Annotated in this window: 26 protein-coding genes, 1 tRNA gene and 1 pseudogene; 18 read left to right on the forward strand and 10 right to left on the reverse strand. The window is 76.1% G+C overall.

The window, feature by feature from the left end:
- Nucleotides 1–13: 13 nt before the first annotated feature.
- The 9 genes and pseudogenes from ACI789_RS00570 (at nt 14) to holA (ending at nt 9,989) form a co-directional block, all read left to right on the forward strand.
- Nucleotides 14–901, forward strand: coding sequence for an AAA family ATPase (locus tag ACI789_RS00570; RefSeq protein WP_457006201.1), 888 nt, complete (start codon nt 14–16; stop codon nt 899–901).
- Nucleotides 902–927: 26 nt separating this feature from the next.
- Nucleotides 928–2,352 carry a vWA domain-containing protein gene (locus ACI789_RS00575; protein WP_457006202.1) on the forward strand — a complete coding sequence of 475 codons (1,425 nt, stop codon included), beginning with the start codon at nt 928–930 and terminating at the stop codon, nt 2,350–2,352.
- A 171-nt stretch (nt 2,353–2,523) separates the two neighbouring features.
- The gene (gene nadD / locus ACI789_RS00580; RefSeq protein ID WP_457006203.1) at nt 2,524–3,270 is read left to right on the forward strand and encodes a nicotinate-nucleotide adenylyltransferase; all 747 of its coding nucleotides are present in this window, start codon (nt 2,524–2,526) and stop codon (nt 3,268–3,270) included.
- Nucleotides 3,267–3,806 (forward strand): ribosome silencing factor, encoded by a 540-nt coding sequence (gene rsfS, locus ACI789_RS00585; protein WP_457006204.1) that lies wholly within the window; start codon nt 3,267–3,269, stop codon nt 3,804–3,806. The genes nadD and rsfS overlap by 4 nt, the downstream gene beginning before the upstream one ends.
- On the forward strand, nt 3,803–4,546 hold the full coding sequence (locus ACI789_RS00590; protein WP_457006205.1) for a histidine phosphatase family protein: 744 nt from the start codon (nt 3,803–3,805) through the stop codon (nt 4,544–4,546). Before rsfS ends, ACI789_RS00590 begins: the two co-directional genes overlap by 4 nt.
- 71 nt (nt 4,547–4,617) lie before the next feature.
- Nucleotides 4,618–5,502: a DegV family protein gene (locus ACI789_RS00595; protein WP_457006206.1), complete on the forward strand. Its 885-nt coding sequence runs from the start codon at nt 4,618–4,620 to the stop codon at nt 5,500–5,502.
- Between the two features lie 137 nt (nt 5,503–5,639).
- On the forward strand, nt 5,640–6,500 hold the full coding sequence (locus tag ACI789_RS00600; protein WP_457006207.1) for a helix-hairpin-helix domain-containing protein: 861 nt from the start codon (nt 5,640–5,642) through the stop codon (nt 6,498–6,500).
- A 689-nt stretch (nt 6,501–7,189) separates the two neighbouring features.
- Nucleotides 7,190–8,563: pseudogene (locus ACI789_RS00605) on the forward strand (ComEC/Rec2 family competence protein); the annotation flags it as partial.
- A 436-nt stretch (nt 8,564–8,999) separates the two neighbouring features.
- Nucleotides 9,000–9,989 (forward strand): DNA polymerase III subunit delta, encoded by a 990-nt coding sequence (gene holA / locus ACI789_RS00610; protein ID WP_457006208.1) that lies wholly within the window; start codon nt 9,000–9,002, stop codon nt 9,987–9,989.
- Nucleotides 9,990–10,260: 271 nt separating this feature from the next.
- Here the strand turns inward: holA and rpsT are convergent, their stop codons facing one another.
- Nucleotides 10,261–10,521 (reverse strand): 30S ribosomal protein S20, encoded by a 261-nt coding sequence (rpsT, locus tag ACI789_RS00615; RefSeq protein ID WP_456909819.1) that lies wholly within the window; start codon nt 10,519–10,521, stop codon nt 10,261–10,263.
- 186 nt (nt 10,522–10,707) lie between these two features.
- On the opposite strand from rpsT, the gene lepA reads away from it, so the two are divergent.
- Both lepA and ACI789_RS00625 read left to right on the forward strand, forming a co-directional pair.
- Nucleotides 10,708–12,552 carry a translation elongation factor 4 gene (lepA, locus tag ACI789_RS00620; protein ID WP_457006209.1) on the forward strand — a complete coding sequence of 615 codons (1,845 nt, stop codon included), beginning with the start codon at nt 10,708–10,710 and terminating at the stop codon, nt 12,550–12,552.
- Nucleotides 12,549–13,205, forward strand: coding sequence for an MOSC domain-containing protein (locus ACI789_RS00625; protein WP_457006210.1), 657 nt, complete (start codon nt 12,549–12,551; stop codon nt 13,203–13,205). Before lepA ends, ACI789_RS00625 begins: the two co-directional genes overlap by 4 nt.
- A gap of 12 nt (nt 13,206–13,217) precedes the next feature.
- Here the strand turns inward: ACI789_RS00625 and ACI789_RS00630 are convergent, their stop codons facing one another.
- The 8 genes from ACI789_RS00630 to ACI789_RS00665 form a co-directional block, all read right to left on the reverse strand.
- On the reverse strand, nt 13,218–13,628 hold the full coding sequence (locus tag ACI789_RS00630) for a VOC family protein (RefSeq protein ID WP_457006211.1): 411 nt from the start codon (nt 13,626–13,628) through the stop codon (nt 13,218–13,220).
- A gap of 40 nt (nt 13,629–13,668) precedes the next feature.
- Nucleotides 13,669–14,211, reverse strand: coding sequence for a Clp protease N-terminal domain-containing protein (locus tag ACI789_RS00635; protein WP_457006212.1), 543 nt, complete (start codon nt 14,209–14,211; stop codon nt 13,669–13,671).
- A gap of 2 nt (nt 14,212–14,213) precedes the next feature.
- Nucleotides 14,214–14,447 carry a helix-turn-helix domain-containing protein gene (locus tag ACI789_RS00640; RefSeq protein WP_456909829.1) on the reverse strand — a complete coding sequence of 78 codons (234 nt, stop codon included), beginning with the start codon at nt 14,445–14,447 and terminating at the stop codon, nt 14,214–14,216.
- A gap of 61 nt (nt 14,448–14,508) precedes the next feature.
- Entirely contained in the window at nt 14,509–14,817 is a 309-nt protein-coding gene (locus tag ACI789_RS00645) for a hypothetical protein (RefSeq protein ID WP_457006213.1), read from the reverse strand.
- A 14-nt stretch (nt 14,818–14,831) separates the two neighbouring features.
- Nucleotides 14,832–15,293 (reverse strand): YbaK/EbsC family protein, encoded by a 462-nt coding sequence (locus tag ACI789_RS00650; protein ID WP_457006214.1) that lies wholly within the window; start codon nt 15,291–15,293, stop codon nt 14,832–14,834.
- The gene (locus tag ACI789_RS00655) at nt 15,290–16,258 is read right to left on the reverse strand and encodes a zinc-binding dehydrogenase (RefSeq protein ID WP_457006215.1); all 969 of its coding nucleotides are present in this window, start codon (nt 16,256–16,258) and stop codon (nt 15,290–15,292) included. The genes ACI789_RS00650 and ACI789_RS00655 overlap by 4 nt, the downstream gene beginning before the upstream one ends.
- An 85-nt stretch (nt 16,259–16,343) precedes the next feature.
- Entirely contained in the window at nt 16,344–17,351 is a 1,008-nt protein-coding gene (selD, locus tag ACI789_RS00660) for a selenide, water dikinase SelD (protein ID WP_457006216.1), read from the reverse strand.
- A gap of 10 nt (nt 17,352–17,361) precedes the next feature.
- A complete protein-coding gene (locus tag ACI789_RS00665) occupies nt 17,362–17,940 on the reverse strand; it encodes a helix-turn-helix transcriptional regulator (RefSeq protein ID WP_457006217.1) in 579 nt (192 codons plus the stop codon).
- Nucleotides 17,941–18,012: 72 nt separating this feature from the next.
- Between ACI789_RS00665 and ACI789_RS00670 the strand changes: the two genes are divergently transcribed.
- The 3 genes from ACI789_RS00670 to selB all read left to right on the forward strand — a co-directional run bounded on the left by ACI789_RS00670 (nt 18,013) and on the right by selB (nt 21,220).
- Nucleotides 18,013–18,108: transfer RNA gene (locus tag ACI789_RS00670), tRNA-OTHER, on the forward strand.
- A 53-nt stretch (nt 18,109–18,161) separates the two neighbouring features.
- Nucleotides 18,162–19,472, forward strand: a complete 1,311-nt coding sequence (gene selA / locus ACI789_RS00675; protein ID WP_457006218.1) for an L-seryl-tRNA(Sec) selenium transferase — start codon at nt 18,162–18,164, stop codon at nt 19,470–19,472.
- Nucleotides 19,463–21,220 (forward strand): selenocysteine-specific translation elongation factor, encoded by a 1,758-nt coding sequence (gene selB, locus ACI789_RS00680; RefSeq protein WP_457006219.1) that lies wholly within the window; start codon nt 19,463–19,465, stop codon nt 21,218–21,220. Before selA ends, selB begins: the two co-directional genes overlap by 10 nt.
- Nucleotides 21,221–21,230: 10 nt before the next feature.
- Here the strand turns inward: selB and ACI789_RS00685 are convergent, their stop codons facing one another.
- Nucleotides 21,231–21,380 carry a hypothetical protein gene (locus ACI789_RS00685; protein ID WP_457006220.1) on the reverse strand — a complete coding sequence of 50 codons (150 nt, stop codon included), beginning with the start codon at nt 21,378–21,380 and terminating at the stop codon, nt 21,231–21,233.
- A 251-nt stretch (nt 21,381–21,631) separates the two neighbouring features.
- Between ACI789_RS00685 and hemW the strand changes: the two genes are divergently transcribed.
- The 4 genes from hemW (at nt 21,632) to ACI789_RS00705 (ending at nt 24,994) form a co-directional block, all read left to right on the forward strand.
- Nucleotides 21,632–22,852 carry a radical SAM family heme chaperone HemW gene (hemW, locus tag ACI789_RS00690; RefSeq protein ID WP_457006222.1) on the forward strand — a complete coding sequence of 407 codons (1,221 nt, stop codon included), beginning with the start codon at nt 21,632–21,634 and terminating at the stop codon, nt 22,850–22,852.
- Between the two features lie 95 nt (nt 22,853–22,947).
- Nucleotides 22,948–23,277 carry a TraR/DksA family transcriptional regulator gene (locus ACI789_RS00695; protein WP_456919085.1) on the forward strand — a complete coding sequence of 110 codons (330 nt, stop codon included), beginning with the start codon at nt 22,948–22,950 and terminating at the stop codon, nt 23,275–23,277.
- A 68-nt stretch (nt 23,278–23,345) separates the two neighbouring features.
- Nucleotides 23,346–24,251 carry an ATP-binding cassette domain-containing protein gene (locus ACI789_RS00700; protein WP_457006223.1) on the forward strand — a complete coding sequence of 302 codons (906 nt, stop codon included), beginning with the start codon at nt 23,346–23,348 and terminating at the stop codon, nt 24,249–24,251.
- Nucleotides 24,248–24,994 carry an ABC transporter permease gene (locus ACI789_RS00705; RefSeq protein ID WP_457006224.1) on the forward strand — a complete coding sequence of 249 codons (747 nt, stop codon included), beginning with the start codon at nt 24,248–24,250 and terminating at the stop codon, nt 24,992–24,994. Before ACI789_RS00700 ends, ACI789_RS00705 begins: the two co-directional genes overlap by 4 nt.
- The last annotated feature ends 11 nt before the right edge of the window (nt 24,995–25,005 follow it).

The raw sequence follows: 25,005 nt of genomic DNA on the forward strand, positions 1-25,005 counted from the left end.
ACCGAGGAGCCGCATGCCCCGCCCGCCGTCGCAGTCCCCGCAGTTCTCGTCGGTCGCGGACGTCGGCAAGCGGCTGGCCACCGCCGGCTACCTGCCCGACGCGCAGATCGCGACGACGGTGTTCCTCGCCGACCGGCTGGGCAAGCCGCTGCTGGTCGAGGGGCCGGCCGGGACCGGCAAGACCGAGCTGGCCAAGGCGCTGGCCGCGGCGACCGGGTCGGAACTGATCCGGCTGCAGTGCTACGAGGGCCTCGACGAGGCGCGGGCGCTGTACGAGTGGAACTACAAGAAGCAGCTGCTGCGCATCCAGGCCGCCCAGGGCACCGACGGCGCCGACTGGGGCACCGTCCACGACGACATCTTCGGCGAGGAGTTCCTCCTCTCCCGGCCGCTGCTCACCGCGATCCGGCGCACCGAGCCGACCGTGCTGCTGGTCGACGAGACCGACAAGGCCGACGTCGAGGTGGAGGGCCTGCTGCTGGAGGTGCTCAGCGACTTCCAGGTCACCATCCCCGAGCTGGGCACGGTGACCGCGGTGCGCCGGCCGATGGTGGTGCTGACCTCCAACGCCACCCGCGAGCTGTCCGAGGCGCTCAAGCGACGCTGCCTGTACCTGGCGCTGGACTACCCGTCGGCCGAGCGGGAGCGGGAGATCGTGCTCTCCCGCGTGCCCGACCTGGCGCCCGGGCTGGCCGAGCAGCTGGTGCGCACCATCCGGGCGCTGCGCGCGCTGGAGCTGAAGAAGTCCCCGTCGATCTCGGAGACCCTCGACTGGGCGCAGACCCTGCTCGAGCTCGGGCTGGACACCCTCGACGAGACGGCGGTGCGGTCGACGCTGGGCGTGGTGCTCAAGCACGCCAGCGACCAGGAGCGGGCCTCGGCCGAGCTGCGGCTGAACTGATGGCCGCGCCGGTGCCGTCGTCCCCGGTGCCCGCGACCTCACGGGCCGGGCCTGGCGGGCTGGCCGGGCACCTGGACGGTTTCGTCCGGGCGGTGCGCGAGGCCGGTATCCCGGTCGGGATCAGCCAGGCCGTGGACGCCGCCGAGATCCCCACCGTCGTCGACCTGCTCGACCGCGAGCAGCTGCGGCACGGGCTGGCTGCCGTGCTGCTGCAGCGGGCGGCGCAGCGGCCGGCCTACGACGTGCTGTTCGACCTGTGGTGGCCGCTGGGGGACCGGCCGGTGGTGGCCGACGACGTCGAGGGGGACGGCGACGCGGGGGAGGTCCCCGAGTCGACCCTCGACCTGCCCGACGGCGTGGACCTCGCCGGGCTGCTCCGCGACCGGCTGGCGCAGCTGCTGCTCGACGGGGACGAGGAGGCGCTGCGCCGCTTCGCCCGCGAGGCCGTCGACCGGCTGGGGCGGACCACGCCGTCGCCGTCGGGCCAGTCGTTCTTCAGCTACCGGGTGATGCGGGCGCTGTCGCCGGACACGCTGGTCGCCCAGCTGCTGGCCGGCCTGCTCGGCGACGGCGAGCGCGGCGGGCTGGCCGAGCAGGTGGCCCGGCAGACCGTCCGCGAGCGGCTGGCGGCCTTCCGGGCGGCGGTGGAGGCCGAGGTCCGGCGGCGGACGGCGGCCGAGCGCGGCCGGGACAAGGTCGCGAAGAGCGCCGTGCGGCCGCTGGCCGACCAGGTCGAGTTCCTGCGCGCCCAGGCCGCCGACCTCGCCGAGCTGCGCCGGGCGGTGGCTCCGCTGGCCCGGCGCCTGGCGGTGCGGTTGTCCGCCCGGCGCCGGCACGGGCGGGAGGGCCGGCTGGACTTCCGCAAGACGGTGCGGGCCTCGCTGGGGACCGGCGGGGTGCCCGTGGTGACCCACCACCGGCCGCGGAAGGTGCACAAGCCCGAACTGGTGGTGCTCTGCGACGTCAGCGGCTCGGTGGCCGGCTTCAGCCACTTCACGCTGATGCTCACGCAGGCGCTGCGCGAGCACTTCTCCGGCGTGCGGGCCTTCGCGTTCGTGGACTCCACCGACGAGGTCACCCGGTTCTTCCGGCCGGGCGCGGACGTGACCGACGCGGTCGCCCGGATCGGCCGGGAGGCCGACGTCGTGGGCTTCGACGGGCACAGCGACTACGGCACCGCCTTCGAGGTGTTCGCCGACCGGTGGCCCGGCGCCGTGGGCCCGAAGACCTCGCTGCTCGTGCTCGGTGACGGCCGCACCAACTACCGCCAGCCCGGCGTGCCGGTGCTGGCCGACCTGGTCCGCCGGTGCCGCTCGGCGCACTGGCTCAACCCCGAGCCGCGGCGGCTGTGGGGCAGCGGCGACTCGGCGGCGAACCGGTACGCCGAGGTCATCGACATGGTCGAGTGCCGCACCGCCGCCCAGCTCGCCGACTTCGTGACCACGCTCTGAGCCGACAGCGCCGGGCGGTCCGGGCGTGGGCGGGTGCGGCGTCTGCGCGTCGGGCGACGTGTCGACCGGGCGAGTTGTCGACGAGCCGACCTGTCGACTCGTCGCTCGTCGACCCAGGCCGGGACCGGTCCTCGCGGGCCGCTCCGGCGGCGGCCCGGATAGGCTCGATCGGTGGCTGGTCGGCGGGTCGGGGTGATGGGTGGGACGTTCGATCCCATCCACCACGGGCACCTCGTGGCGGCGAGTGAGGTCGCCGTCCTCTTCGGGCTGGACGAGGTCGTCTTCGTGCCGACCGGTCAGCCGTGGCAGAAGAGCGACCGTGAGGTCGCCCCCGCCGAGGACCGCTACCTCATGACGGTCATCGCCACCGCCTCCAACCCCCGGTTCTCGGTGAGCCGCGTCGACATCGACCGCGGCGGGCCCACGTACACCATCGACACCCTCAGCGACCTGCAGCGGCAACGGCCCGACGACGAGCTGTTCTTCATCACCGGGGCCGACGCGCTCTCCCAGATCCTCAGCTGGCGGGACAGCGACCGGTGCTTCGAGCTGGCGCACTTCATCGGCGTCACGCGGCCCGGCTTCGACCTGGGCGCCGCGCACCTGCCCCAGGGCGCGGTCAGCCTGGTCGAGGTGCCGGCGCTGGCGATCAGCTCCAGCGACTGCCGGGAGCGGGTCGGCCGCGGCATGCCGGTCTGGTACCTCGTCCCCGACGGCGTCGTCCAGTACATCGAGAAGCGGCAGCTCTACCACTCGCGGAGCCCGGTCCGGCCGGCGCCGCGCGAGAGCGTCACCCGCGGCGGGGGCGCGGTCGCCGAGGCCGGCCACCCCACCTACGACCGGCCGCCGCCCCCCGCCGGACCGGACGGGCCGCCTCCCGAACCACCGTCCCCCCATCTCCAGGAGGTACCCCGATGACCGCCTCGTCCGAGGCGCGGGAGACCGCACTGCTGGCGGCGCAGGCCGCCGCTGACAAGCTGGCCACCGACGTCTCGATCGTGGACGTCAGCGACCGGCTGGCGATCACCGACGCCTTCGTGCTCGCCTCGGCGCCCAACGAGCGCCAGGTGCAGGCGATCGTCGACGAGGTCGAGGAGCGGCTGCGGCAGCACGGTCTCAAGCCGGTGCGGCGGGAGGGCGTCGCCGAGGCCCGGTGGGTGCTGCTGGACTTCGTCGACGTCGTCGTGCACGTCCAGCACGCCGAGGAGCGCGCCTACTACGCCCTCGAGCGGCTCTGGAAGGACTGCCCGACCATCCCCTTCAGCGACCGGGCCGCCCCGTCCGACGGCCAGGCCGCCGCCGCCGGCGCCGACGCCCCGGTCCCGGCGAGCCGGCAGACCCTCTCGGCCGACGACGTCGACCCGATGAGCGCCGACCCCAGGCCGCTGCCGCCCGAGCCGGTCGAGGACGACCCCGCCACGGAGGACTCCTCCCCGGAGGCGACCGGACGGTGACCGACGGCGCTCCCCGGCTGCCCGTGCCCCGGCTGGTCGTCTGGCGGCACGGGCGGACCGAGTGGAACGCCACCGGGCGGTTCCAGGGCCAGCTGGACCCCCCACTGGACGCCGAGGGGCGGCGGCAGGCCACCGAGACGGCTCCCCACCTGGCCGCCAGCGGCCCGCTCCCCGAGGGGACCGTCGTCGTCTCGAGCGACCTGAGCCGGGCCGCCGAGACCGCGAGGACGCTCGCTGCCGTCCTCGGGGTCCCGCTGCGGCTGGACCCGCGGCTGCGCGAGTTCGGCCTCGGGTCCTGGGAGGGCCTCACGCGCGAGGAGGTCGCCGAGCGGCATCCCGAGCAGTACGCCGACTGGCTCGCCGGCCGGCCCGTCCACGGCCGCGGCGGAGAGGACCCGGCCGACGTCCCGCGCCGGGCGCTCGCCGCGCTCGGTGACCTGCCCGAGGCGCCGGCGGCGGTGGTGGTCACCCACGGCGGCACCGCCGCCCGGCTGATGGAGACCCTGCTCGGGCTCGGGCCCGAGCACCGCCGCGTGTTCGGGCCCCTGGGCAACTGCGCGTGGAGCGAACTGGCGGTGCAGAGCGACCGCTGGCGGTTGCTGCGGCACAACAATTCCGCGCCGCGGCTGCCGGCCGAGCCGCGGCCCCCCTCCCGCCCGGAGACGGGACCGCTGGAGGCCGGTGCCAGCCCCGAGGAGGGGGCCGCACCTCCGGCGCAGGACGCCGACGCCGCCCTCTGACGGTCGGTCGGCGCGGCGTCGCCGGGACCGACCCCCGCCGGTGGGCGTCGGCGGCCAGCTAGCCTCGCCGGGTGTCCGTCGCCGTGGTCACCGACTCCACGGCCTACCTGCCTGCGCGGTTGGTCGAGCAGTACTCGGTCGAGGTCGTCCCGCTCTACGTGGTCATGGCCGGCCACTCGGGCCGGGAGGGGGCGGAGATCGGCCCGGCCGACGTGGCCCGTGCCCTCGGCGTCCGCGGGCAGACCGTCTCCACCTCCAGGCCCACCCCCGGGGACTTCGTCGGTGTCTACCGCCGGCGACTGGCAGAGGGAGCCGAGCGGATCGTCTCGGTGCACCTGTCGGCCGAGCTGTCGGGCACCGTCGACGCGGCGCGCCTGGCCGCCGCGCAGGTCGGCGAGCACATCGTCACCGTGGTCGACTCCCGGTCGGCCGCCATGGGCAGCGGGTTCGCGGTCGTCGCCGCCGCCCGGGCGGCCGCGGCCGGCGAGGACGCGGCGACCGTCGCGGCCACGGCGCAGGAGACGGCCGCCGCGACGCGCACCCTCTTCGTGGTCGACACCCTCGAGCACCTGCGGCGCGGCGGCCGCATCGGGGCCGCGGCCTCGATGATCGGGACCGCGCTGGCGGTCAAGCCGGTGCTGCACGTCGCGGAGGGGCGGGTGGTCCCCCTCGAGAAGGTCCGCACGACGGCCCGGGCGCTGACGCGTCTGGTCCAGCGCGGCGTGGAGGCCGCGGACGGGGCACCGGTGTCGGTCGCCGTCCACCACCTGGCCGCACCCGACCGCGCCGAGCGGCTGGCCCGCGAGCTGCGGGACCGGCTGCCCGGGCTGCGGGAGCTGTACGTCAGCGAGCTCGGCGCGGCGATCGGTGCGCACGTCGGGCCGGGGGCCGTCGGACTGGTCGTGGCGCCGGCGTCGGTGCCGCTCCTGCAGGAGGGCGAGCAGCCGGCGGACTGAGACGCGGAGCAGGAGCACCCGCGCAGCCTGCACCCGACCCGTTCCGCCGGTGGCCGGTCCGTCCACAGGCGCGGCCTCCGTCCACAGTCGCCCCGCGACCCGGCCGCACCGCGGCCACGCTGCCTAGCGTCCGGCCGGTGCACCTCCCTCTCCGCCGCAGCGACGACGCCGATCTGATCCGCGCGCGCCTGCGTGTCCTCCTCGACGAGGGTGGGCGCGCGCGGGGCTGGGTCCCCGACGACGAGCCCGACGACCACGTCGACGACGACCCCGACGGCGCGGACGGCCTCGAGCTCCCCGAACCGGGCCGGCCCGAGGAGGAACCGGACCCGGGACTGCCCGACGGCATCGGCCGGCACCGCGCCCCGGGCACCGCCGTCCGGCTCGGTCCGGGACGGCGCGGCGTGTGGGCGCTGTGGGTGGCCGGGGTGCTCGCGGCGCTCGCCGTGGCGGCGGGGACCTGGGTGGACCGTCCGCGGGTGGAACCGGCTCCCACGCCCACGTCCGTGGCGCCGGCGCCGTCCACGTCGTCCACGGCCCCTGCCACGCCCTCGGTCGGGATGGCGGCCGACGCGTCCCCGACGGTCGTGGTCTCGGTGGTGGGCCTGGTCTCCCGGCCCGGGCTGGTCACCCTCCCCGCGGGGGCACGCGTCGCCGACGCGGTCACCGCCGCCGGCGGCCTGCTGCCGGAGGCCGACCCCGCCTCGGTCAACCTCGCCGCGGTGGTGAGCGACGGCCAGCAGGTCGCCGTGGGGGTGCCCGGCGCGGCGCCCGCCGGCCTGGCCGCGGCAGGGACCTCCGGGACCGGACTGGTGGACCTCAACAGGGCGACCGTCGCGGACCTCGACGCGCTGCCGGGCATCGGGCCGGTGCTGGCCCAGCGCATCGTCGACCACCGCGAGCAGCAGGGCCGGTTCGCCAGCGTCGAGCAGCTCGACGACGTCCCGGGGATCGGCCCGTCGACCTACGCGGAGCTGGCCGAGCTGGTGACCGTGTGAGCGCGCCCTCCGCGCGGTGGACGTGGATCGACCTGCGGCTGGCGCCGGTCGCCGCGGCGGTCTGGCTCACCACGCTGCTGGCTCCGGCGACGAGCGCCGCCGGCCTGGCCGCTGCGGCGCTGGTCGCCACGGCGGTCGCTGCCCTGCTCGCGCGGCGGTGCCGCACGACGTGGGCGGTGGTGCTGCTCGGCGTGCTCGCGGCCGTGGCCGTCACCGCCACGACCGCCGCCGTCCGTGCGGCCGCCCGGGACGCCTCCCCGCTGGCCGCGGTCGCCGAGGGACGGCGGACCGTGCTGGTCGACCTCGTGCTGACCGGCGACCCCCGGCCGGTGCGCGGCGTCGGGCCGGCCCGGGCGGTCACCGAGGCGACCGTCACGCGGCTGGTGGACGGCGGCACCCCGATCGGCCTGGCGGACGACGTCGTCCTCTTCGCCCCCGCGGAGGAGTGGCTCGGGCTGCTCCCCGGCCAGTCCGTGCGGGTGCGGGCGACCGTGACGCCGGCCGACGCCGCGGAGGGGCTGGTGGCCCTCCTGTCGGCGCGGGGGCCACCGGCGGTGCTCGGCGCCCCGCCGTGGGAGCAGCAGGCCGCCGGAGCCCTGCGCGACGGCCTCGCCGAGAGCTCGCTCCGCGTCCTCGACCCGCGGCCGGGTGGCCTGCTTCCCGGCCTGGTCGTCGGCGACACCCGCGCCATGGACCCGGTGCTCGTCGAGGACTTCCGCCGCGCCGGCCTCGCGCACCTCACCGCCGTCTCCGGCGCGAACGTCGCCATCGTGCTCACCGGCGTGCTGGCCCCGCTGCGCCGGCGCGGCGTCGACCGGCGGGTGCAGGCCCTCGTGGCCGCGGCGGCCCTGGTCGGCTTCGTCCTGCTGGCCCGTCCCAGCGCCAGCGTGGTGCGGGCGGCGGCGATGGGCGCGGTGACTCTTCTGGCGCTGGCGAGCGGTCGCTCGCGGGTGGCCCTGCCGGCGCTCCTCGGGGCCGCGGTCGTGCTCCTGCTGGTCGACCCCGGCCTCGCCCGCGATGCCGGCTTCGCCCTGTCGGTCGCGGCGACGGCCGCCATCGTCCTGCTCGCGCGGACCTGGGCGCGGCGGCTCCGCGACCGCGGCTGGCCGCGCTCGGTCGCCGACGCGGTGGCCGTCGCGGCAGCCGCCGGGCTGGCCACCGCGCCCCTGGTCGCAGCACTGTCCGGCGTGGTCAGCCCGGTCTCCCTGCCGGCGAACCTGCTCGCCGCACCGGCGGTGCCCGTGGCCACCGTGCTGGGGTTGCTGGCGGCGCCGGCCGCGGTCGTGGTCCCGCCGCTGGGCGACGTGCTGGTCTGGGTGGCCGGGTGGCCGGTCCGCTGGCTGGTCCTCGTGGCCGAGCGGGCGGCGGCGCTGCCCGACGGCGCGCTGGGCTGGCCGGTCGGCACGAGGGGCGCCGTCCTGCTGACGCTGCTGCTGTTCGCGTGCGCCTGGCTGCTCTGGCGGTTCCCCCGGTCGCGGCCGCTGGCGCTGGCCGCCCTCGTCGGTGCGGTGGTGCTGGGCTGGCCGGTCCGCCAGCTGACCCGGGGGTGGCCGCCGGACAGCACGGTCGTGGTCGCCTGTGACGTCGGCCAGGGCGACGCGCTCGTGGTGCCGACCGGGCCGGGGGAGGGGGTGCTCGTCGACGCCGGGCCGGAGGTGGGGCCGGTCGACCGCTGCCTCGACCGGCTGGGCATCGACCGCCTGCCGATGGTCCTGCTCAGCCACCTGGACGCCGACCACGCCGGTGGTCTCGCCGGCGCGCTTTCGGGGCGGTCGGTCGGTGTGGTCGCCACGGGGACGCTCTCCCCGGCCGACGAGCGCGCCGGCCCGCTGGCCGACGCCACGCGCGAGGCCGGGGCGGAGCGGGTGCTCCTCGTGCCCGGCGAGCGCCGCACCGTGGGGGACGCTGTGATCGAGGTGCTGGCCCCGCCGCCGGAGCTGGCCACGGCCGCGGCCGAGCCCAACGACCTGTCCCTCGTCGTGCGGGTCACCCGCCACGGCGTGCGGGTGTTGCTGACCGGCGACCTCGGCGGCGAGGCGCAGGCGCGCATCGTCGCTCGTGGCGTGGACCTGCGCGCGGACGTGCTCAAGGTGCCGCACCACGGCAGCGCGGACGCAGACCGTGGCTTCCTCGCCGCGACCGGTGCCCGGGTGGCACTGGTCTCGGTCGGGGCCGACAACACCTACGGGCACCCCACCGCGCGCGTGCTGTCGTGGCTCACGCAGGACGGCATGCGGGTGCACCGCACCGACCGGGAGGGGGACCTCGCCGTCGCCGGTGACGCCGACGCGTGGGGGGTGGCCGCCCGCGGTCGTGAGCCGGGGCAGTCCGTGGCCGCGCCGGCGACCTCTGCGCATGGGGTGCCGCCGGTGGCGGCCGGGGCGCCACCACGCCGCGGCCGGGGTTGCCTCGTCCGCGGCCCGGCCGGACCGCGCGTCGGCCCAGTGGCACGGGTCGCGGCTCGCCGGGACCGTCACTGCCGCGTGGGAGCATGCCGGTGTGGCTGCCGCACCTCCCGCGCCGACCTCCCGACTGCGCGCCGTGGTGGGCGAGGAGGAGTTGCTGCGATCCCGCGCGGTCTCCGCCGTCCGGGCCGCCGTGCTCGAGCGCCACCCCGAGGCCGAGGTGCACGAGCTGCCCGCCGCGGGCCTGCCGGTGGGTCAGCTGGCCGACGTGCTCGCGCCCTCGCTGTTCGGCGGGCACCGGCTCGTGGTGGTCACCGGGGTCCACGAGGCCGCCGGCGCGCTCGCCGATGCGCTGACCGCCTACACGAAGGACCCGGACCCCGACCTCACGCTGGTGGTCGTGCACCACGGCGGCAAGCGCAACGAGGCGCTGCTCAAGACCTTCAAGGCCGCCGGCGCCGCGTTCGACGACTGCCCGAAGGTCAGCTCGGTGGGGGACCGCATCGCGTTCGTGCGCAACGAGGTCCGGACGGCGGGTGGGCGGATCACCCCCGACGCGGCCAGCGCCCTGGTGGAGGCGATCGGCGCCGACCTGCGCCAGCTGTCGGCGGCCGCCGGCCAGCTCGTCTCCGACTTCGGTGGCACCGTCGACGCCGACGCGGTCGCCCGCTTCCACCGGGGGCAGGCCGAGGTCAGCGGCTTCACCGTCGCGGAGCGCGTGCTCGTCGGCGACCGGCAGGGGTCGCTGGAGATGCTGCGCTGGGCGCTGCAGCGCGGCGTCGCCCACGTCCTCATCGCCGACGCCATCGCCGACGGCGTGCGCACCGCGGCGCGGGTGAGCGCACTGCGCAGCACCAACCCCGGGGAGCTGGCGCGCACGTTGAAGATGCCGCCGTGGAAGGTGAAGAAGGCGCAGGCCCAGGCGCGGGGCTGGAGCATCGAGGGCCTGCAGCAGGCGGTCGGCGTCGCCGCGGAGCTGAACGCCGACGTCAAGGGCGTGGCGGCCAGCGCCGACTACGCGCTGGAGCGCGCCGTGCGCCGGATCGTCGCCATCCGCCGGGAGACCGGCCGCGGCCGGGTCTGACCAGCCCCGGCCGCGTCTGACCGGGCGCGCCGGGTCCTGCCCGGCGGGTCACCGAGCCCGCGACCGGTCCGCGGGACAGGGCGAGCCCCGCAGGGGACGCGAGCCCCGCAGGCGATGCGGGCCCCAGGACGCCGGGACCCTGGCGGGCGCAGACCTCCCCGAAGGCGACGAGGGCCCCGGCGGGCGCAGACGTCGCCGAAGACGACGAGAGCCCCCGTCCCGGTGGGGGAGGGGGCTCGTCGCGGACCGCGCGGGTGCGCGGTGCGCCGGCTCAGAGGCCGGCGACCTGCTTGGCCAGACCCGACTTGCGGTTGGCGGCCTGGTTCTTGTGGATGATGCCCTTGCTGGCAGCCTTGTCGAGCGCCTTGCTGGCGGTCTTCAGGGCCTCCTGCGCGGCGGCGGCGTCCCCGGACGCGGCCGCGGTCCGGACGCGCCGGACGGCCGTCTTCAGGGCGGACTTGACGGCAACGTTGCGCTGGCGCGCCTTCTCGTTGGTCTTGATCCGCTTCATCTGGGACTTGATGTTCGCCACGCGTGAGCCTCGGGTTGTCTCTCGGGAGGGAGTACTTCTGACAGTGCGTCCGTCGCGACGGCGTGCGTCGGCGGACCGGTCTGCCAAGATACCAGCGTCGGGCGTACGACCCCAACCCGCGGGTAGACCGGCCCGGACCGGCCGATCGCTGGACGAGGCACCGAGCCGTGGGACGATGGGAGCACTGTGACGACTCCCGCCTACACCGACCCGGCCCGCATCCGGAACTTCTGCATCATCGCCCACATCGACCACGGCAAGTCGACGCTGGCCGACCGGATGCTCGAGGTCACCGGGATCATCGAGGCGCGGCAGATGCGTGCTCAGTACCTCGACCGCATGGACATCGAGCGCGAGCGCGGCATCACCATCAAGGCGCAGAACGTGCGCCTGCCGTGGACGCCGAACGCCGGTGACCACGCGGGCGCCGCCCACGTGCTGCACATGATCGACACCCCCGGCCACGTCGACTTCACCTACGAGGTGTCCCGCTCACTGGCCGCCTGCGAGGGCGCGGTGCTGCTGGTCGACGCCGCCCAGGGCATCGAGGCCCAGACCCTGGCCAACCTGTACCTGGCCATGGAGAACGACCTCACGATCATCCCGGTGCTCAACAAGATCGACCTCCCGGCCGCCCAGCCGGAGAAGTACGCGGCCGAGCTCGCGCACATCATCGGCTGCGACCCGGACGACGTCCTGCGCGTCAGCGGCAAGACCGGCGAGGGCGTCCCCGCGCTGCTCGACGCGATCGTCGACCAGATCCCCGCCCCGGAGGGCGACGCCGACGCCCCGGCCCGCGCCATGATCTTCGACTCCGTCTACGACATCTACCGCGGCGTCATCACCTACGTCCGCGTCGTCGACGGCCGGATCGCCGCCCGCGACCGGATCAAGATGATGTCGACCGGCGCGACCCACGAGCTGCTGGAGATCGGGGTGATCTCCCCGGAGCCCAAGCCGGTCGAGAGCCTCGGCGTCGGCGAGGTCGGCTACTTCATCACCGGGGTGAAGGACGTCCGCCAGTCCCGCGTCGGCGACACCGTCACCCTGCAGCACAAGCCGGCCACCGAGTCCCTCGGCGGGTACCGCGACCCCAAGCCGATGGTCTACTCCGGGCTCTACCCGATCGATGGCAGCGAGTACCCGCTGCTGCGCGAGGCGCTGGACAAGCTGCTCCTGAACGACGCCGCGCTGACCTACGAGCCGGAGACCTCGGCGGCCCTGGGCTTCGGCTTCCGCGTCGGCTTCCTCGGCCTGCTGCACCTGGAGATCGTCCGCGAGCGGCTGGAGCGCGAGGCCGGCATCAGCCTGATCTCCACCGCGCCGAACGTCGTCTACCGGGTGGTGATGGAGGACGGCTCGGAGATCACCGTGACCAACCCCAGCGACTGGCCCGAGGGCAAGATCGACAAGGTCTTCGAGCCGGTCGTCAGCGCCACGATCATCGCCCCCAGTGACTACACCGGCGCGATCATGGAGCTGTGCCAGAGCCGGCGCGGCCAGCTCGGTGGGATGGACTACCTGTCCGAGTCGCGGGTCGAGCTGCGCTACACGCTGCCGCTCGGCGAGATCATCTTCGACTTCTTCGACGCGCTGAAGTCCCGCACCCGCGGCTACGCCTCGCTCGACTACGCCGAGGCCGGCGAGCAGGAGTCCTCGCTGGTGAAGGTGGACATCCTGCTCCAGGGCGAGGCCGTCGACGCGTTCAGCGCGATCGTGCACAAGGACAAGGCCTACAGCTACGGCGTGATGATGGCCGGCAAGCTGCGCGAGCTCATCCCGCGGCAGCAGTTCGAGGTGCCGATCCAGGCCGCCGTCGGCTCCCGGGTGATCGCCCGCGAGACGGTCCGCGCCATCCGCAAGGACGTCCTGGCCAAGTGCTACGGCGGTGACATCACCCGCAAGCGCAAGCTGCTGGAGAAGCAGAAGGAGGGCAAGAAGCGGATGAAGATGGTGGGCCGCGTCGAGGTCCCCCAGGAGGCGTTCGTCGCCGCGCTGTCCACCAACGAGTCCACCGCCTCCAAGAAGTGAGCGGGCGGCTCGAGGCCGTCTGCGTCTCCGGTCCCGACCTGCTGCCGCTGCCCGACCGGCGTCCCAACCGCAGCGGGATCGACAAGCGGCCGGTCGCCGGCCGGGTCGCCGTCGAGCGGCTCGGCCTGGACGGCGACGTCCAGGTCAATCGCCGCTACCACGGCGGCGAGGGCCAGGCGGTCTACGCCTACGCGCAGGAGGACGCCGACTGGTGGGCCGCCGAGCTCGGTCGCGACCTGCCGCCCGGCCGGTTCGGCGAGAACCTGCGGACGGCGGGGCTCGACCTCACCGGCGCGCTGCTCGGCGAGCAGTGGCGGGTCGGGACGGCGCTGCTCGAGGTGACCGACCCGCGGATCCCGTGCGCCAACTTCGAGCGTTTCTGGGGCGTGCCGCAGCTGGTCAAGCGGTTCACCGCGCGCGGCGCGAGCGGGGCCTACCTGCGGGTGCTCGAGGCCGGGGAGGTCGGCGCCGGCGACCGCGTCGACGTCGTCCACCGCCCCGACCACGGGGTCACCACCGGGCTGGCGTTCCGCGCCTACACCACGCAGAAGCACCGGCTGCCCGAGCTGGGCCCCGCCGTCCGCTACCTGCCCGAGCGCACCCGGGACAAGATCGCGGCCAAGATCGCCGCACGAACCGGCGCCGGGGTCTGACCGCGCCGGGCCTCAGTGCATCCACGGCGCGAAGGACAGCCCGACGACCAGCCCCTCGGGGGATTGCAGCCGGGCGACCGTCTGCCCCCACGGCTCCGTTCGCGCCCCGTGCAGGAGCCGGTGGCCGGCGGCCTCCAGCTCCGCCGCGCCGCTGGTCACCGCGGCCTCGTCGGCCAGCTCGAACTCGATGCTGGCCTGCGGGACCGGGTGGTCGGCCGGCCAGTCGGGTGCACCGAAACAGGCCGTTGCGGCCTGGGCGAGCGGCCACACCCCGAAGTGCCTGCTGCCGGGGATGTGCTCGCTGGCGAAGTACTCGCCGTCGAGGCGCTCGAGGGGCAGCCCCAGGGCGTCCACGTAGAGGCGACGGCTCTCGACCGGGTCGGGGGCGATGACGCCGACACTGGCGACGAAGAGGATCTCCATGCCGGCACCGTGCCACCCGAGGGTGACAGGTCGGGACCGGTCAGGCGGCGGCCAGGGTCGCCTCGAGGTCCCTTCGCAGCGCGGCCAGGTCGACCCCGCGGTCGTGCAGCACCTGCACCGCCAGTCCCTGTCCCTCGCGGAGCAGGCCGAGGGCGATGTGCCCCTCGCGGATCGTCCGCGACCGCTGGGCGACCGCCTCGCGCAGCGACAGCTCCAGCACCTTCTTGGCGCGCGGCGAGAACGGGATGTGGCCGCCCTTGGGCCGGCCGCCCCGGGGCTCGTCGAGCGCCCCCGGCCCGAAGGTCGCCTCGACCCGGTCGCGCACGGCGTCCAGGTCGATGCCCACCGCGCGCAGCGCGTCGGCGTCCAGGTCGTCGCGGCTGACCAGCGCGGTGACGGTTGCGACGACCTGGTCGCGGGTCAGCCCGTGCCGGCCGAGGACCTGCGCCGTCGGCGTCCACGGCAGGTCGATGAGGGCGAGCAGCAGGTGCTCGGTGCCGATCGTGCCGTGCCGGAGCTCCCGGGCCTCGTGCTGGGCGCGGACGACGGTCTCGCGGGCGTCGGTGGTGAAGCGTTCGAACACGGTCAGTCCTTCCGTCGGAGCGGCCCGCGGCCGCCTGCGTACTTCTTGTGCACCGCCTGGCGCGTGACGCCGAGCAGCTGGGCGATCTGCTCCCACGTCCAGCCCTGGTCGCGGGCGTTGTCCACCTGGAGGGCCTCGAGTCGCTCCACCAGTGCACGGAGCGCGCGCACCGCCTTCAGCCCGACGGCGGGGTCGCGGCTGCTGGCGGCGGACGCCACCTGTGTCGTGTCGGCCATGCCGTCAACTTTGGTTGACTTCGACGGCTGTGTCAACCCACTTTGACAGGCGTCGGCGCCGTCAGCGGGTCTCGTGGACCTCGTAGTGGGTGACGGTGACCTCACGGTCGACCAGGAAGCGGTCGTCCTCGGGGTAGAAGACCGCGGCGCTCACGTCGTCCCCGGCGAACGCGCGGACGGCGTCGTAGGACGTCCAGAAGCTCAGCGTGACGACCTCGGTCCGGCCGTCGTCGAGGTCGCGCAGCAGCATGTGCGCGCCCTCGTTGCCCGGCGTCCGCCGGTAGTGGGCGATGCCGGTCTCGTCGATGTAGGCGGCGTAGGCGTCGCGGTCCTCGGTGCGGACCCAGCCCCGCCAGATGCGGGCGATCACCGGAGTTGCTCCCCTCAGGCGACGGCGGCCTCCTCGCCACCGGTCAGCCGCAGCAGGTCGGCGTAGGGCACGGAGAACATCGTGTGGTGGTCGCCGCCGCCGGCCCAGAGCAACGGGTACGCGGCGAGGTCGACGTCCACGACGGTCCGCACCGGCGCCGTGTGCCCGGTCGGGGCGACCCCGCCCACTTCCTGGCCGGTCGCCGCGGTGACGAACTCCGGGCTCGCCCGGCGCACGCGGGCCGCGCCCACCAGCGCCGCCACCTTGGCGGTGTCCACCCGGTGCGCGCCGCTGGCGAGCACGAGCAGCGGAGCGCCGTCGGCGTCGAAGACCAGGCTGTTGGCGATGGCCCCGACCGGGCAGCCGAGCGCCTCGGCCGCGGCCGCCGCCGTGGGCACCGGGACGTCGAACCGGCGCACGTCGGCCTCGACGCCGGCCGCGTGCAGCGCGGCGACCACCCGGTCGACCGGGCTCACGGGAGCGTGAAGACGATCTTGCCGGCGGTGCGGCCCTGCTCCATCCGCTCGAAGCCCTCGCGCGCCTTGTCGAGGGGGAGCTCGACGTCGATCACCGGGCGGACGCCGGTCACCGCGCACATCCGCACCAGCGACTCCAGCTCGTCGCGGGTGCCCATCGTCGAGCCGATCACCGACAGCTGGGTGAAGAAGACCCGGTTGAGCTCGGCGCCGGGGTTGAAGCCGGTGGTCGCCCCACAGGTCACGATGACCCCGCCCGGCCGCAGCGACTTGACGCTGTGGCTCCAGGTCGCTTCGCCGACGCTCTCCATGACCCCGTCGACCCGCTCCGGCAGCCGCGCGCCGGTCTCGAAGGCCTGGTCGGCGCCGAGGGCCAGCGCGGCCTGGCGCTTGTCCTCGCTGCGGGCGGTGACCCACATCCGGTAGCCGGCGGCGCGGCCGAGGGCGACCAGGGCCGTGGCCACCCCGCCGCTGGCGCCCTGCACCAGCACGGTGGCGCCGGGACGCAGGCCGGACTTGACGAACAGCATCCGGTAGGCGGTCAGCCACGCGGTGGGCAGACAAGCGGCCTCGGCGAAGGAGAGCTCGGCGGGCTTGGGGACCAGGTTGCGCCGGGGGACGGCGACCCGCTCGGCCATCGTGCCCTGGTGCAGCTCGGAGAACAGGCTCCGCTTGGGGTCGAGGGTCTCGTCGCCGGTCCAGCCGGGGCTGGCCACGACGCCGTGCACGATCACCTCGTTGCCGTCCTTATCGAGGCCGGCCGCGTCGGTGCCGAGGATCATCGGCATCCGCTCCTGCGGCAGCCCGACCCCGCGCAGGCTGAACAGGTCGTGGTGGTTGAGCGACGCCGCCTTCACCTGCACCGTCGTCCAGCCGTCGGGCGCCTCCGGCTCGGGGCGCTCGCCGATCTCCAGCACGGAGAGCGGGTCCTTCGGGGCGGGCGTGGAGACGAAGGCAGCCAGCATGCCCGGACCGTAACGGAGGTCACCCACCGGCTGCGACGGGGCCTTCCGACCACCGCGTCGGTTTCCGCGGGAACCGACGGGGTGGTCAGCGGACGACGACGACGTACTCCTGCCGCGGCACGAACTCGCCGATCACCGGGGCGCCCGGCACCTCGCCGGCCAGCAGCAGCCCGCCGGAGGTCTGCGCGTCGGCCAGCAGCAGCGCGTCCTCCTCGGAGACCGCCGACAGGTCGGTGTGCGGGCGCACCCAGTCGAGGTTGCGCCGCGTGCCGCCGGAGACGAAGCCGTCTGCCAGCGCCTCCCGCGCCCCGGCCAGGTACGGGACGGCGGCCGCGTCGACCACCGCGGTCACGCCACTGGCGCGGGCCATCTTGTACAGGTGGCCCAGCAGGCCGAAGCCGGTGACGTCGGTGCCGGCCCGGATGCCCGCCGCCACCGCGGCCCGCCCGGCGTCGCGGTTGAGCGTCGTCATCGAGGCGACCGCCTCCTCCGACACCTCGCCGGTCGCCTTCATCCGGCTGTTGAGCACTCCGACGCCCAGCGGCTTGGTCAACGACAGCGGCGTCCCCGCGACGGCGGCGGAGTTGGTGATCAGCCGGTCGACGTCGACGACACCGGTGACCGCCATGCCGTACTTCGGCTCGGGGTCGTCGATGGAGTGCCCCCCGCCGACGTGGCAACCGGCCTCCTGGGCGACCTCGAGCCCGCCGCGCAGCACCTCGGCGGCGAGCTCGGCGGGCAGCACGTCGCGCGGCCAGCCGAGCAGGTTGACCGCGACGACCGGGGTGCCGCCCATCGCGTAGACGTCGGAGAGCGCGTTGGCCGCCGCGATCCGGCCGAAGGTGTGTGCGTCGTCGACGACGGGGGTGAAGAAGTCGGTGGTGAGGACCAGCCCCTGGCCCCCGGCGATGCGGACCACGGCCGCGTCGTCGCCGTCGTCCAGGCCGACCACGAGCTCGGCGGCCGGGTCGAGCGGCCCGGCGGCGGTGAGGCCCGCGACGACGGCCTCGAGCTCGCCGGGCGGGATCTTGCAGGCGCAGCCGCCCCCGTGGGCGTACTGGGTGAGCCGGACGCGGACGGGAGCGGTGGTCACGCGTGCGAATCTAGGCCCGGCCGCCGGGGAGCACCCGGAGCCGGGGTGCTGCCGGCGCCGCCGGGGCACCGCCCAGCCGCCGGCCCGCCGGGTGGGTGTCGGCCGGCGGGGCGCCCAGGCCGGTCAGGTCGCGCCGGGCGGCGGTCTCCTCCGTGGGCTCGGCACCCTCGATGTGGTCCTCCCGGAACCAGCGCAGCGCCTGCCGCTCCCGGCACCACGCCACGAGGAACCAGTGCCGGCCGCTGCGGGCGAGCAGCTGCGGCTCCACCGCGCGCCGGGAGACGACCCCCTCGCCGTCGCGGTACCGCAGGACCAGCACCCGCCGCCGGGTCACCGCCTGCTCGAGGGCCGACCGGAGCTCGGCGGCGCGCCGGGCGTCGTCGCTCACCCACCGCGTGGACGCGGCCAGCCGGGCACGCCGGCGCGGATCGGGCTCGAGGGCGTCGAGGACCTTCTCCAGGGCCGTCCGCCCGGCGGCGGCGAACGGGCCGTCGGGGCGGGCGGCGAGCGCGGCCGCGACGGCCGCCGCCTCCTCCGGGGTGAGGGTGACCGGCGGCAGCGGGGTGGCGCGGGGTTGGGTGCGCTTCACGACCGGGATGCTGGCAAGGGCCACCGACAGTTCCGGGATCGCCGCGGCGGGCGGGCACGTAAGCTGCCCGGCGGAGGCGTCAGGGCGCCTGGTGGCCCCCGCGGCCTCTAAAGCCGACGTGGCCGAGCACCTCGGTCAGGCGGGTTCGATTCCCGTCCGCCTCCGCCAACGTCCCTGCTGTCCCGTCAACCCACCCACCCTGCGCATACGCTCCGCAGTCGATGAGCGCCGACCCGCGGCGGCAGGTGCCGCGCACCGACACGCTGCTCGCCGACCCGCAACTGGCCGCCGCCGCCGAGCGGCTGGGGCGCGAGCTGGTCAAAGCCGCCGTCCAGGAGGTGCAGCAGCGGGTCCGCGAGGGAGTCGTGCCCCCCGACGGCGCCGTCGCCGCGGTCCTGGCGACCCTGCCCGCGACGGCGAGCAGCCTGCGCCCGGTGCTCAACGCGACCGGGGTACTCGTGCACACCAACCTGGGCCGGTCGCCGCTGTCGCCGGCCGCGGTGGAGGCGGTCGCCGCCGCGAGCGGCACCACCGACGTCGAGCTGGACCTGACCACCGGCCGCCGGGGTCCGCGCGGGGAGGCGGCGCTGGCGGCGCTGCTCGCCGCCGTCCCGGCCGCCGAGGCCGCACTGGTCGTCAACAACTGCGCCGCCGCACTGGCCCTCGTCGCCACCGCCCTCGGCGGGGAGCTGGTCATCGCCCGCGGCGAGCTGGTCGAGATCGGCGACGGGTTCCGCATCCCCGAGCTGCTGGCCGCCACCGGCGCACGGCTGCGCGAGGTGGGGACGACGAACCGGGTGACCCTCGACGACTACCGCGACGCCCTCCACGAGGAGACCGGCGCGGTGCTCAAGGTCCACCCGTCGAACTTCGTCGTCCGGGGCTTCACCCGGTCGGTGTCGGTCGCCGAGCTCGCGGCGGGACTGGGCAACAGCGGGGTGCCGCTGGTGGCCGACGTCGGCTCGGGGCTGCTGCGCCCGCACCCGGCGCTGCCCGACGAGCCGGACCTGCAGACCACCCTCGCCGACGGCGCCCACCTGGTGCTGGCCAGCGGGGACAAGCTGCTCGGCGGTCCGCAGGCCGGGCTGGTGCTGGGCCGGGCCGACCTGGTCAAGCGGCTGCGCCGGCACCCGCTCTACCGGGCGCTGCGGGTGGACAAGACCACGCTGGCCGCCCTGGAGGCGACGCTGCGCGGCCCGCTGCCGCCGGTGCAGCGGATGCTCGCCGCCGACGTAGCGGGCCTGCGCCGCCGGGCCGAGGCCCTGGCCGGCCGGCTCACCGCCGCGGGCGTCGACGCGGTCGCGGTCGACTCGCAGGCGAGGGTCGGCGGGGGAGGGGCGCCGGAGCACCCGCTGCCCAGCGCCGCCGTCTCGCTGCCCGCGGGGTTCGCCGAGCCGCTGCGCGCCGGCACGCCGCCGGTCGTCGGCTACGTGGCCGACGACCGGACCCTGCTCGACCTGCGCAGCCTGCCGCCCTCGGCCGACGACGCCCTGGCCGGCGCGGTGCTGGAGGTGGCGGCGCGGTGCCGGTGAGCAGCATGGACGTGATCGCGACCGCCGGGCACGTCGACCACGGCAAGTCGACGCTGGTCCGCGCCCTGACCGGCATGGAACCCGACCGGTGGGAGGAGGAGCGCCGCCGCGGCCTGACCATCGACCTCGGCTTCGCCTGGACGACGCTGCCCTCGGGGCGCCGGCTGGCGGTCGTCGACGTCCCGGGGCACGAGCGGTTCATCGGCAACATGCTCGCCGGCGTCGGCTCGGTGCCCGCGGCGCTGGTGGTGGTCGCGGCCGACGACGGCTGGTCGGCGCAGACCGCCGAGCACGTCGCCGTCCTCGACGCCCTCGGGGTGCGGCACGCGCTGCTCGCCGTCACCAAGGCCGACCTCGCCGACCCCGCCCCGGTGCTCGCCGACGCGCGCGAGCGGCTGGCCGGGACGTCGATGGGGGAGGTGCCCGGGGTGGCGGTCAGCGCGGCCACCGGCGCCGGGGTGCCGGACGTCGCCGCCGCGCTGGAGATCCTGCTCGGCGGGCTGCCCGCGCCCGACCGGACCGCGCCGGTGCGGCTGTGGATCGACCGGGCCTTCCCGATCAAGGGGGCGGGCACGGTGGTCACCGGCACCCTCGCCGCCGGCAGCGTGGCCGCCGGCGACCGGCTGCGCATCGGGGACCGGGAGGTCGGCGTCCGCGGGGTGCACTCGCTCGGGGAGCCGGTGGAGCGGGCGGACGCGACCGCCCGGGTGGCGCTCAACCTGCGCGGCATCGCCGTCGAGGAGCTCGCCCGCGGGGCCGCGCTGCTCACCCCGGGCGCGTTCCGCTCCACCCAGGACGTCGACGTGACCCTCGCCGCCGTGCCCGAGCGGCTGCCGGCCGAGGCCGTGGTGCACGTGGGCTCCGCGGCGGTCGGCGCCCGCCTGCGGCCCCTGGACGGGACGGCGGTGCGGCTGCGGCTGGCCGCCCCGCTGCCGCTGCGGGTCGGCGACCGGCTGCTGCTGCGCGACCCGGGCGCCCGCCGGGTGCTGGGCGCCGACGTCCGCGACGTCGACCCGCCCGAGCTGCGCCGCCGGGGCGCCGCCCGGGCGCGGGCCGCGGAGCTGGCCGAGCAGCCCGCCGGTGCCGCGGGCGCCGCCGCCGACCTGGCCCGCCGCCGCGTCGTCCGGACTGCGGACTTCACCGCGATGGGCTGGCCGGTGCCCGAGGGGACGACGCAGGTGGGGCCGTGGCTGTTGGCTCCCGGCCTGGTCGACGAGCTGGCCGCGGCCCTGCCCGGGGTGGTCGGCCGCTACCGGCAGCTGCGTCCCCTGGAGGCCGGGCCGCCGATCGCCGTCGTCCGGCGGGCCCTGGAGCTCCCCGACGACGAGCTGGTGCCGGCCCTCGTGCGCCCGCCGCTGGCGCTGCGCGAGGGACGGGTGGCGGTCGCGGCCGCCGGGCTGCCGCCGCGGGTGCAGCAGGCCGTCGACGCGCTGCGCACCCGGCTGGCCGCCGACCCGTTCGCCGCCCCCGAGGCCGGGGACCTGACCGCGGCGGGGCTGGGTCCCCGGGAGCTGGCGGCCGCGGTGCGCGACGGGCAGCTGGTCAGGATCGCCGACGGCGTCTACCTGGCACCGGGCGTGGAGCGGGCGGCGCGGGAGCGGCTCGCCGGCGTGCCGGCGCCGTTCACGCTGAGCCAGGCGCGGTCGGCGTGGGGGACGACCCGCCGGGTCGCCGTCCCGCTGATGGAGTGGCTGGACGCGCGCGGGGTGACCGAGCGGCTGCCCGACAACACCCGCCGGCTGCGGTAGACCCGGGCGGTCAGCCGCCCGCCTCGCGCAGGAACACCTCCCGCTCGTCGGCGGCGTCCCGGGCGGGCGCGGAGGAGGTGTCGACGGTCTCGACGACGTCCTCGAGCGGGACCGGGTCGGGCAGCCGGCGGTAGGGCTCGCGGTCGTCCGGGTCGGTCATGGCCGCAGCGTGCTCCGCGGGGCGGTGCCGGGCAAGGGCACCACGGGCCGGCGGCGTACAGGTGTTCCGCCGGAGCTCGTGCTCTGCATGCCCAGCGCACCCAGAGCACGAGCACGCGGGGAACAGGTGGTCGCGCCCGCGTGGCGACGGGCGGCGGCGCCCGGGGCCGGGGTGCGACCGCCGGGGGCCGGGCGCAGGTCACGCCGCGCACCCCGTCGCGCCCACCCGCCGGCGCGGCACACTGGGAGCAGATGAACGCCGTCCTGCCCCTGCTGCCGACCCCGCCGGTCTCCTGGCAGCTGCCCGACAGCGCCCGCGAGGGGCTGACCGCCACGCCCTTCGGGCTCTACGTGCACGTGCCGTTCTGCGCGACCCGCTGCGGCTACTGCGACTTCAACACCTACACCGCCGAGGAACTGGGGCCCGGCGCCAGCCGCACCGAGTACGCCGGCACCGCGATCACCGAGCTGCGCCGGGCGGCCGAGGTCCTGGGCCCGGACCGACCGACCGTCGAGACGGTCTTCGTCGGCGGCGGGACGCCCACCCTGCTGCCCGCCGACGACCTGGCCGCCGTCCTGGCCGCCGTCCGCGAGCTGTTCCCGGTCGCCGACGACGTCGAGGTCACCACCGAGGCCAACCCGGAGACGGTGACGCCGGCGAGCCTCGCCCGGCTGCGCGAGGCCGGCTTCACCCGGGTCAGCCTGGGCATGCAGTCCGCCGCCGAGCACGTGCTCGCGGTGCTCGACCGGCGGCACACCCCCGGCCGGGCGGTCGAGGCGGCGCGGGAGGCGCGGGCGGCCGGCTTCGAGCACGTCAACCTCGACCTCATCTACGGCACGCCCGGGGAGACCGACGCCGACTGGGCTGCCTCGCTGGACGCCGTCCTCGCTGCGCCGGTCGACCACGTCAGCGCCTACGCCCTCATCGTCGAGGAGGGCACGCGGCTGGCCCGCCGGATCGGCCGCGGAGAGCTGCCGATGCCCGACGACGACGTCCTCGCCGACCGCTACGAGCAGGCCGACGCGACGCTGCGCGGAGCCGGCTTCGACTGGTACGAGGTGTCCAACTGGGCCCGGGGAGACGCCGCCCGCTGCCGGCACAACGAGTTGTACTGGGCCAACGCGAACTGGTGGGGGATCGGTCCGGGCGCGCACAGCCACGTGGGCGGGCTGCGCTGGTGGAACGTCAAGCACCCGGCGGCCTACGCCGGCCGGCTGCTGCGCGGGGAGAGCCCCGCGCAGGACTCCGAACTGCTCGACGACGCCGACCGCGCCCTGGAGACCGTCATGCTCGGCCTCCGGCTGCGGGAGGGCCTGCCGCTGACCGCGCTGTCGCCGGCGGGACGGGCCCGCGCCGAGGGCGCCGTGGTGCGCGGCCTGCTGGAGCCGGCCGCGCACGAGGCCGGCCGCGCCGTCCTCACCGACCGGGGGCGGCTGCTCGCCGACGCCCTCGTCCGGGAGCTGACCGACTGACCCGGCAGGGCCGACGGACCCGTTCCACAACTCCCTCGGGCGGGCTATCGTCCGGCTTCCCGGGCGAGCCAGCCAGGGCAGGAAGGGGGCCCGCTGTGACCACCAGCAGCATCCCGAGCAGTCCCGCCGACACCGGCGACTCCCGCTGGGACCACTTCCGCCTCCGGCTGGAGAGCCAGCGCGCCGAGCTGGTGCACGAGCGCGAGCTGGCCCTCGCCGAGACCGTGCAGTCCCTGCCCGACGACGTCGCGGTGACCCGGGTGGCGAGCCTGCGGCGCACCATCGAGGACATCGACGCGGCGCTGGGCCGCATCGCCGCCGGGACCTACGGCCGGTGCACCGGCTGCGGCACCGAGATCCCCGAGGAGCGGCTGGAGCTGCGCCCCTTCGCGACCAGCTGCGTGGCCTGCTCCCAGCGCACCTGACGGATGTCAGACCGGACTCCCGACGTCCCGCACTACTGGCGGGCGGCCGGTGTCCGCAGGCTGGTCGGGTGCCCCGGGAGACCGCCCTCGACGTCCAGAACCTGACCGTCCGCTACGGCGACACCGTCGCCGTGCACGGCCTCGACCTGCAGCTGCGCACCGGTGAGACCGTCGCGCTGCTCGGCCCGAACGGCGCCGGCAAGTCGACGATCGTCAACGCCGTGCTGGGCCTGGTGCCCTCGTCCGGGACCGTCCACGTGCTCGGCCGGACGCCGGCGGCAGCGGTGCGGGCCGGCTGCGTCGGCGCGATGCTCCAGCACGGCGGGCTGCCGGGGGAGAGCCGGGTGGGCGAGGTCCTCGAGCTGGTCCGGCGCAGCTACCCGCGAGCCTGGCCGCTCGACGACCTCGCGGCGACCGCCGGCATCGAGGGGCTGCTGGCCCGCCCGGTCGACGCGCTCTCCGGCGGCCAGCGCCAGCGGGTCCTGCTCGCCCTCGCCCTGGCCGGCGAGCCCCCGCTGCTGCTCCTCGACGAGCCCACCTCGGCCATGGACGTCGAGGGCCGCCGGGCCTTCTGGACGACGATGCGCGCGCTGGCCGCCCGCGGCACGACCGTCGTCTTCGCCACCCACCACCTCGACGAGGCCGACGCCGTCGCCGACCGCGTGGTCGTCGTCGCCGGCGGGCGGATCGTCGCCGACGGCACCGCCGCGCAGGTCAAGGCCGGGATCTCCGGCCGCACGGTGCGCTTCACCGCCGCTGCGGGGACCCGGCTGGACGGGCTGCCCGGCGTCACGGCCGTCGAGCGGCTGGGCGAGCGGGTCAGCCTCGCCACCGACGACGTCGAGGCCACCCTGCTCGCCCTGCTGGCCGACGGCGGCCGGCTGCCCGACCTGCAGGTCCGCGGCGCCAGCCTGGAGGACGCCGTCCTGTCCCTCACCGCCCGCACCGCGACCCCGATCGGAGCCGACCGATGAGCACGCTGTTCGCCTTCCAGCTGCGCCGGGTCGCCCGCAACCGGCAGTACCTGTTCTTCACCGTGCTGCTGCCGGCGCTGTTCACGGTCTTCTTCACGAAGGTCTTCGGGGCGCAGGCAGGCAGCGGTGCGCAGTACCAGGCGTACGCGACCACCTCGATGGTCTCGATGATGGCCTACGGCGCCCTGGGCGCCGCCCTCGGCGCGACCATCCGGATCTCGTTCGACCGGGCCTCGGGGTGGCTGCGCCAGCTGCGGATCACCCCGGTGCCGACCTCCTCGGTCGTCGCTGTCGACGTGCTGGTCGGCATGCTGCTGACCCTGCCCAGCCTCCTGGTCGTCGCCCTGGTCGGCCGGGTGGTCAACGGCGTGCAGCTCGGGCTGGGGACGTGGGCCGGGCTGGTGGCGGTCCTCTGGATCGGGTCGGCGGCGTTCGTCGCGCTCGGCCTGCTGGTCGGGTTCGCCCTCGAGGAGAAGGCCGCCGGCGGGGCCATCGGCATCCTCGGCGTCGTCCTGGCCGCGCTGGGCGGGCTGTGGGTCCCGGTGCAGGTCTTCCCCGAGGCGCTGCGGGCGCTGGCGCACACGCTGCCCTCGTACTGGTACGCCGAGCTGGGCCGGGACGTGGTCGCCGACGGCGCGCCGGCCGCGCTGACGGTCCTGGCCGTGGCCGGGTTCGCCGCGGCCTTCGGCGTCCTGGCCACGGCGGTGGCGCGGCGGCGTCCGCTGCACGCCGTGGCGGGGTGAGCGGGTTAGCG

The sequence above is a fragment of the Geodermatophilus sp. SYSU D00965 genome (assembly GCF_054050075.1).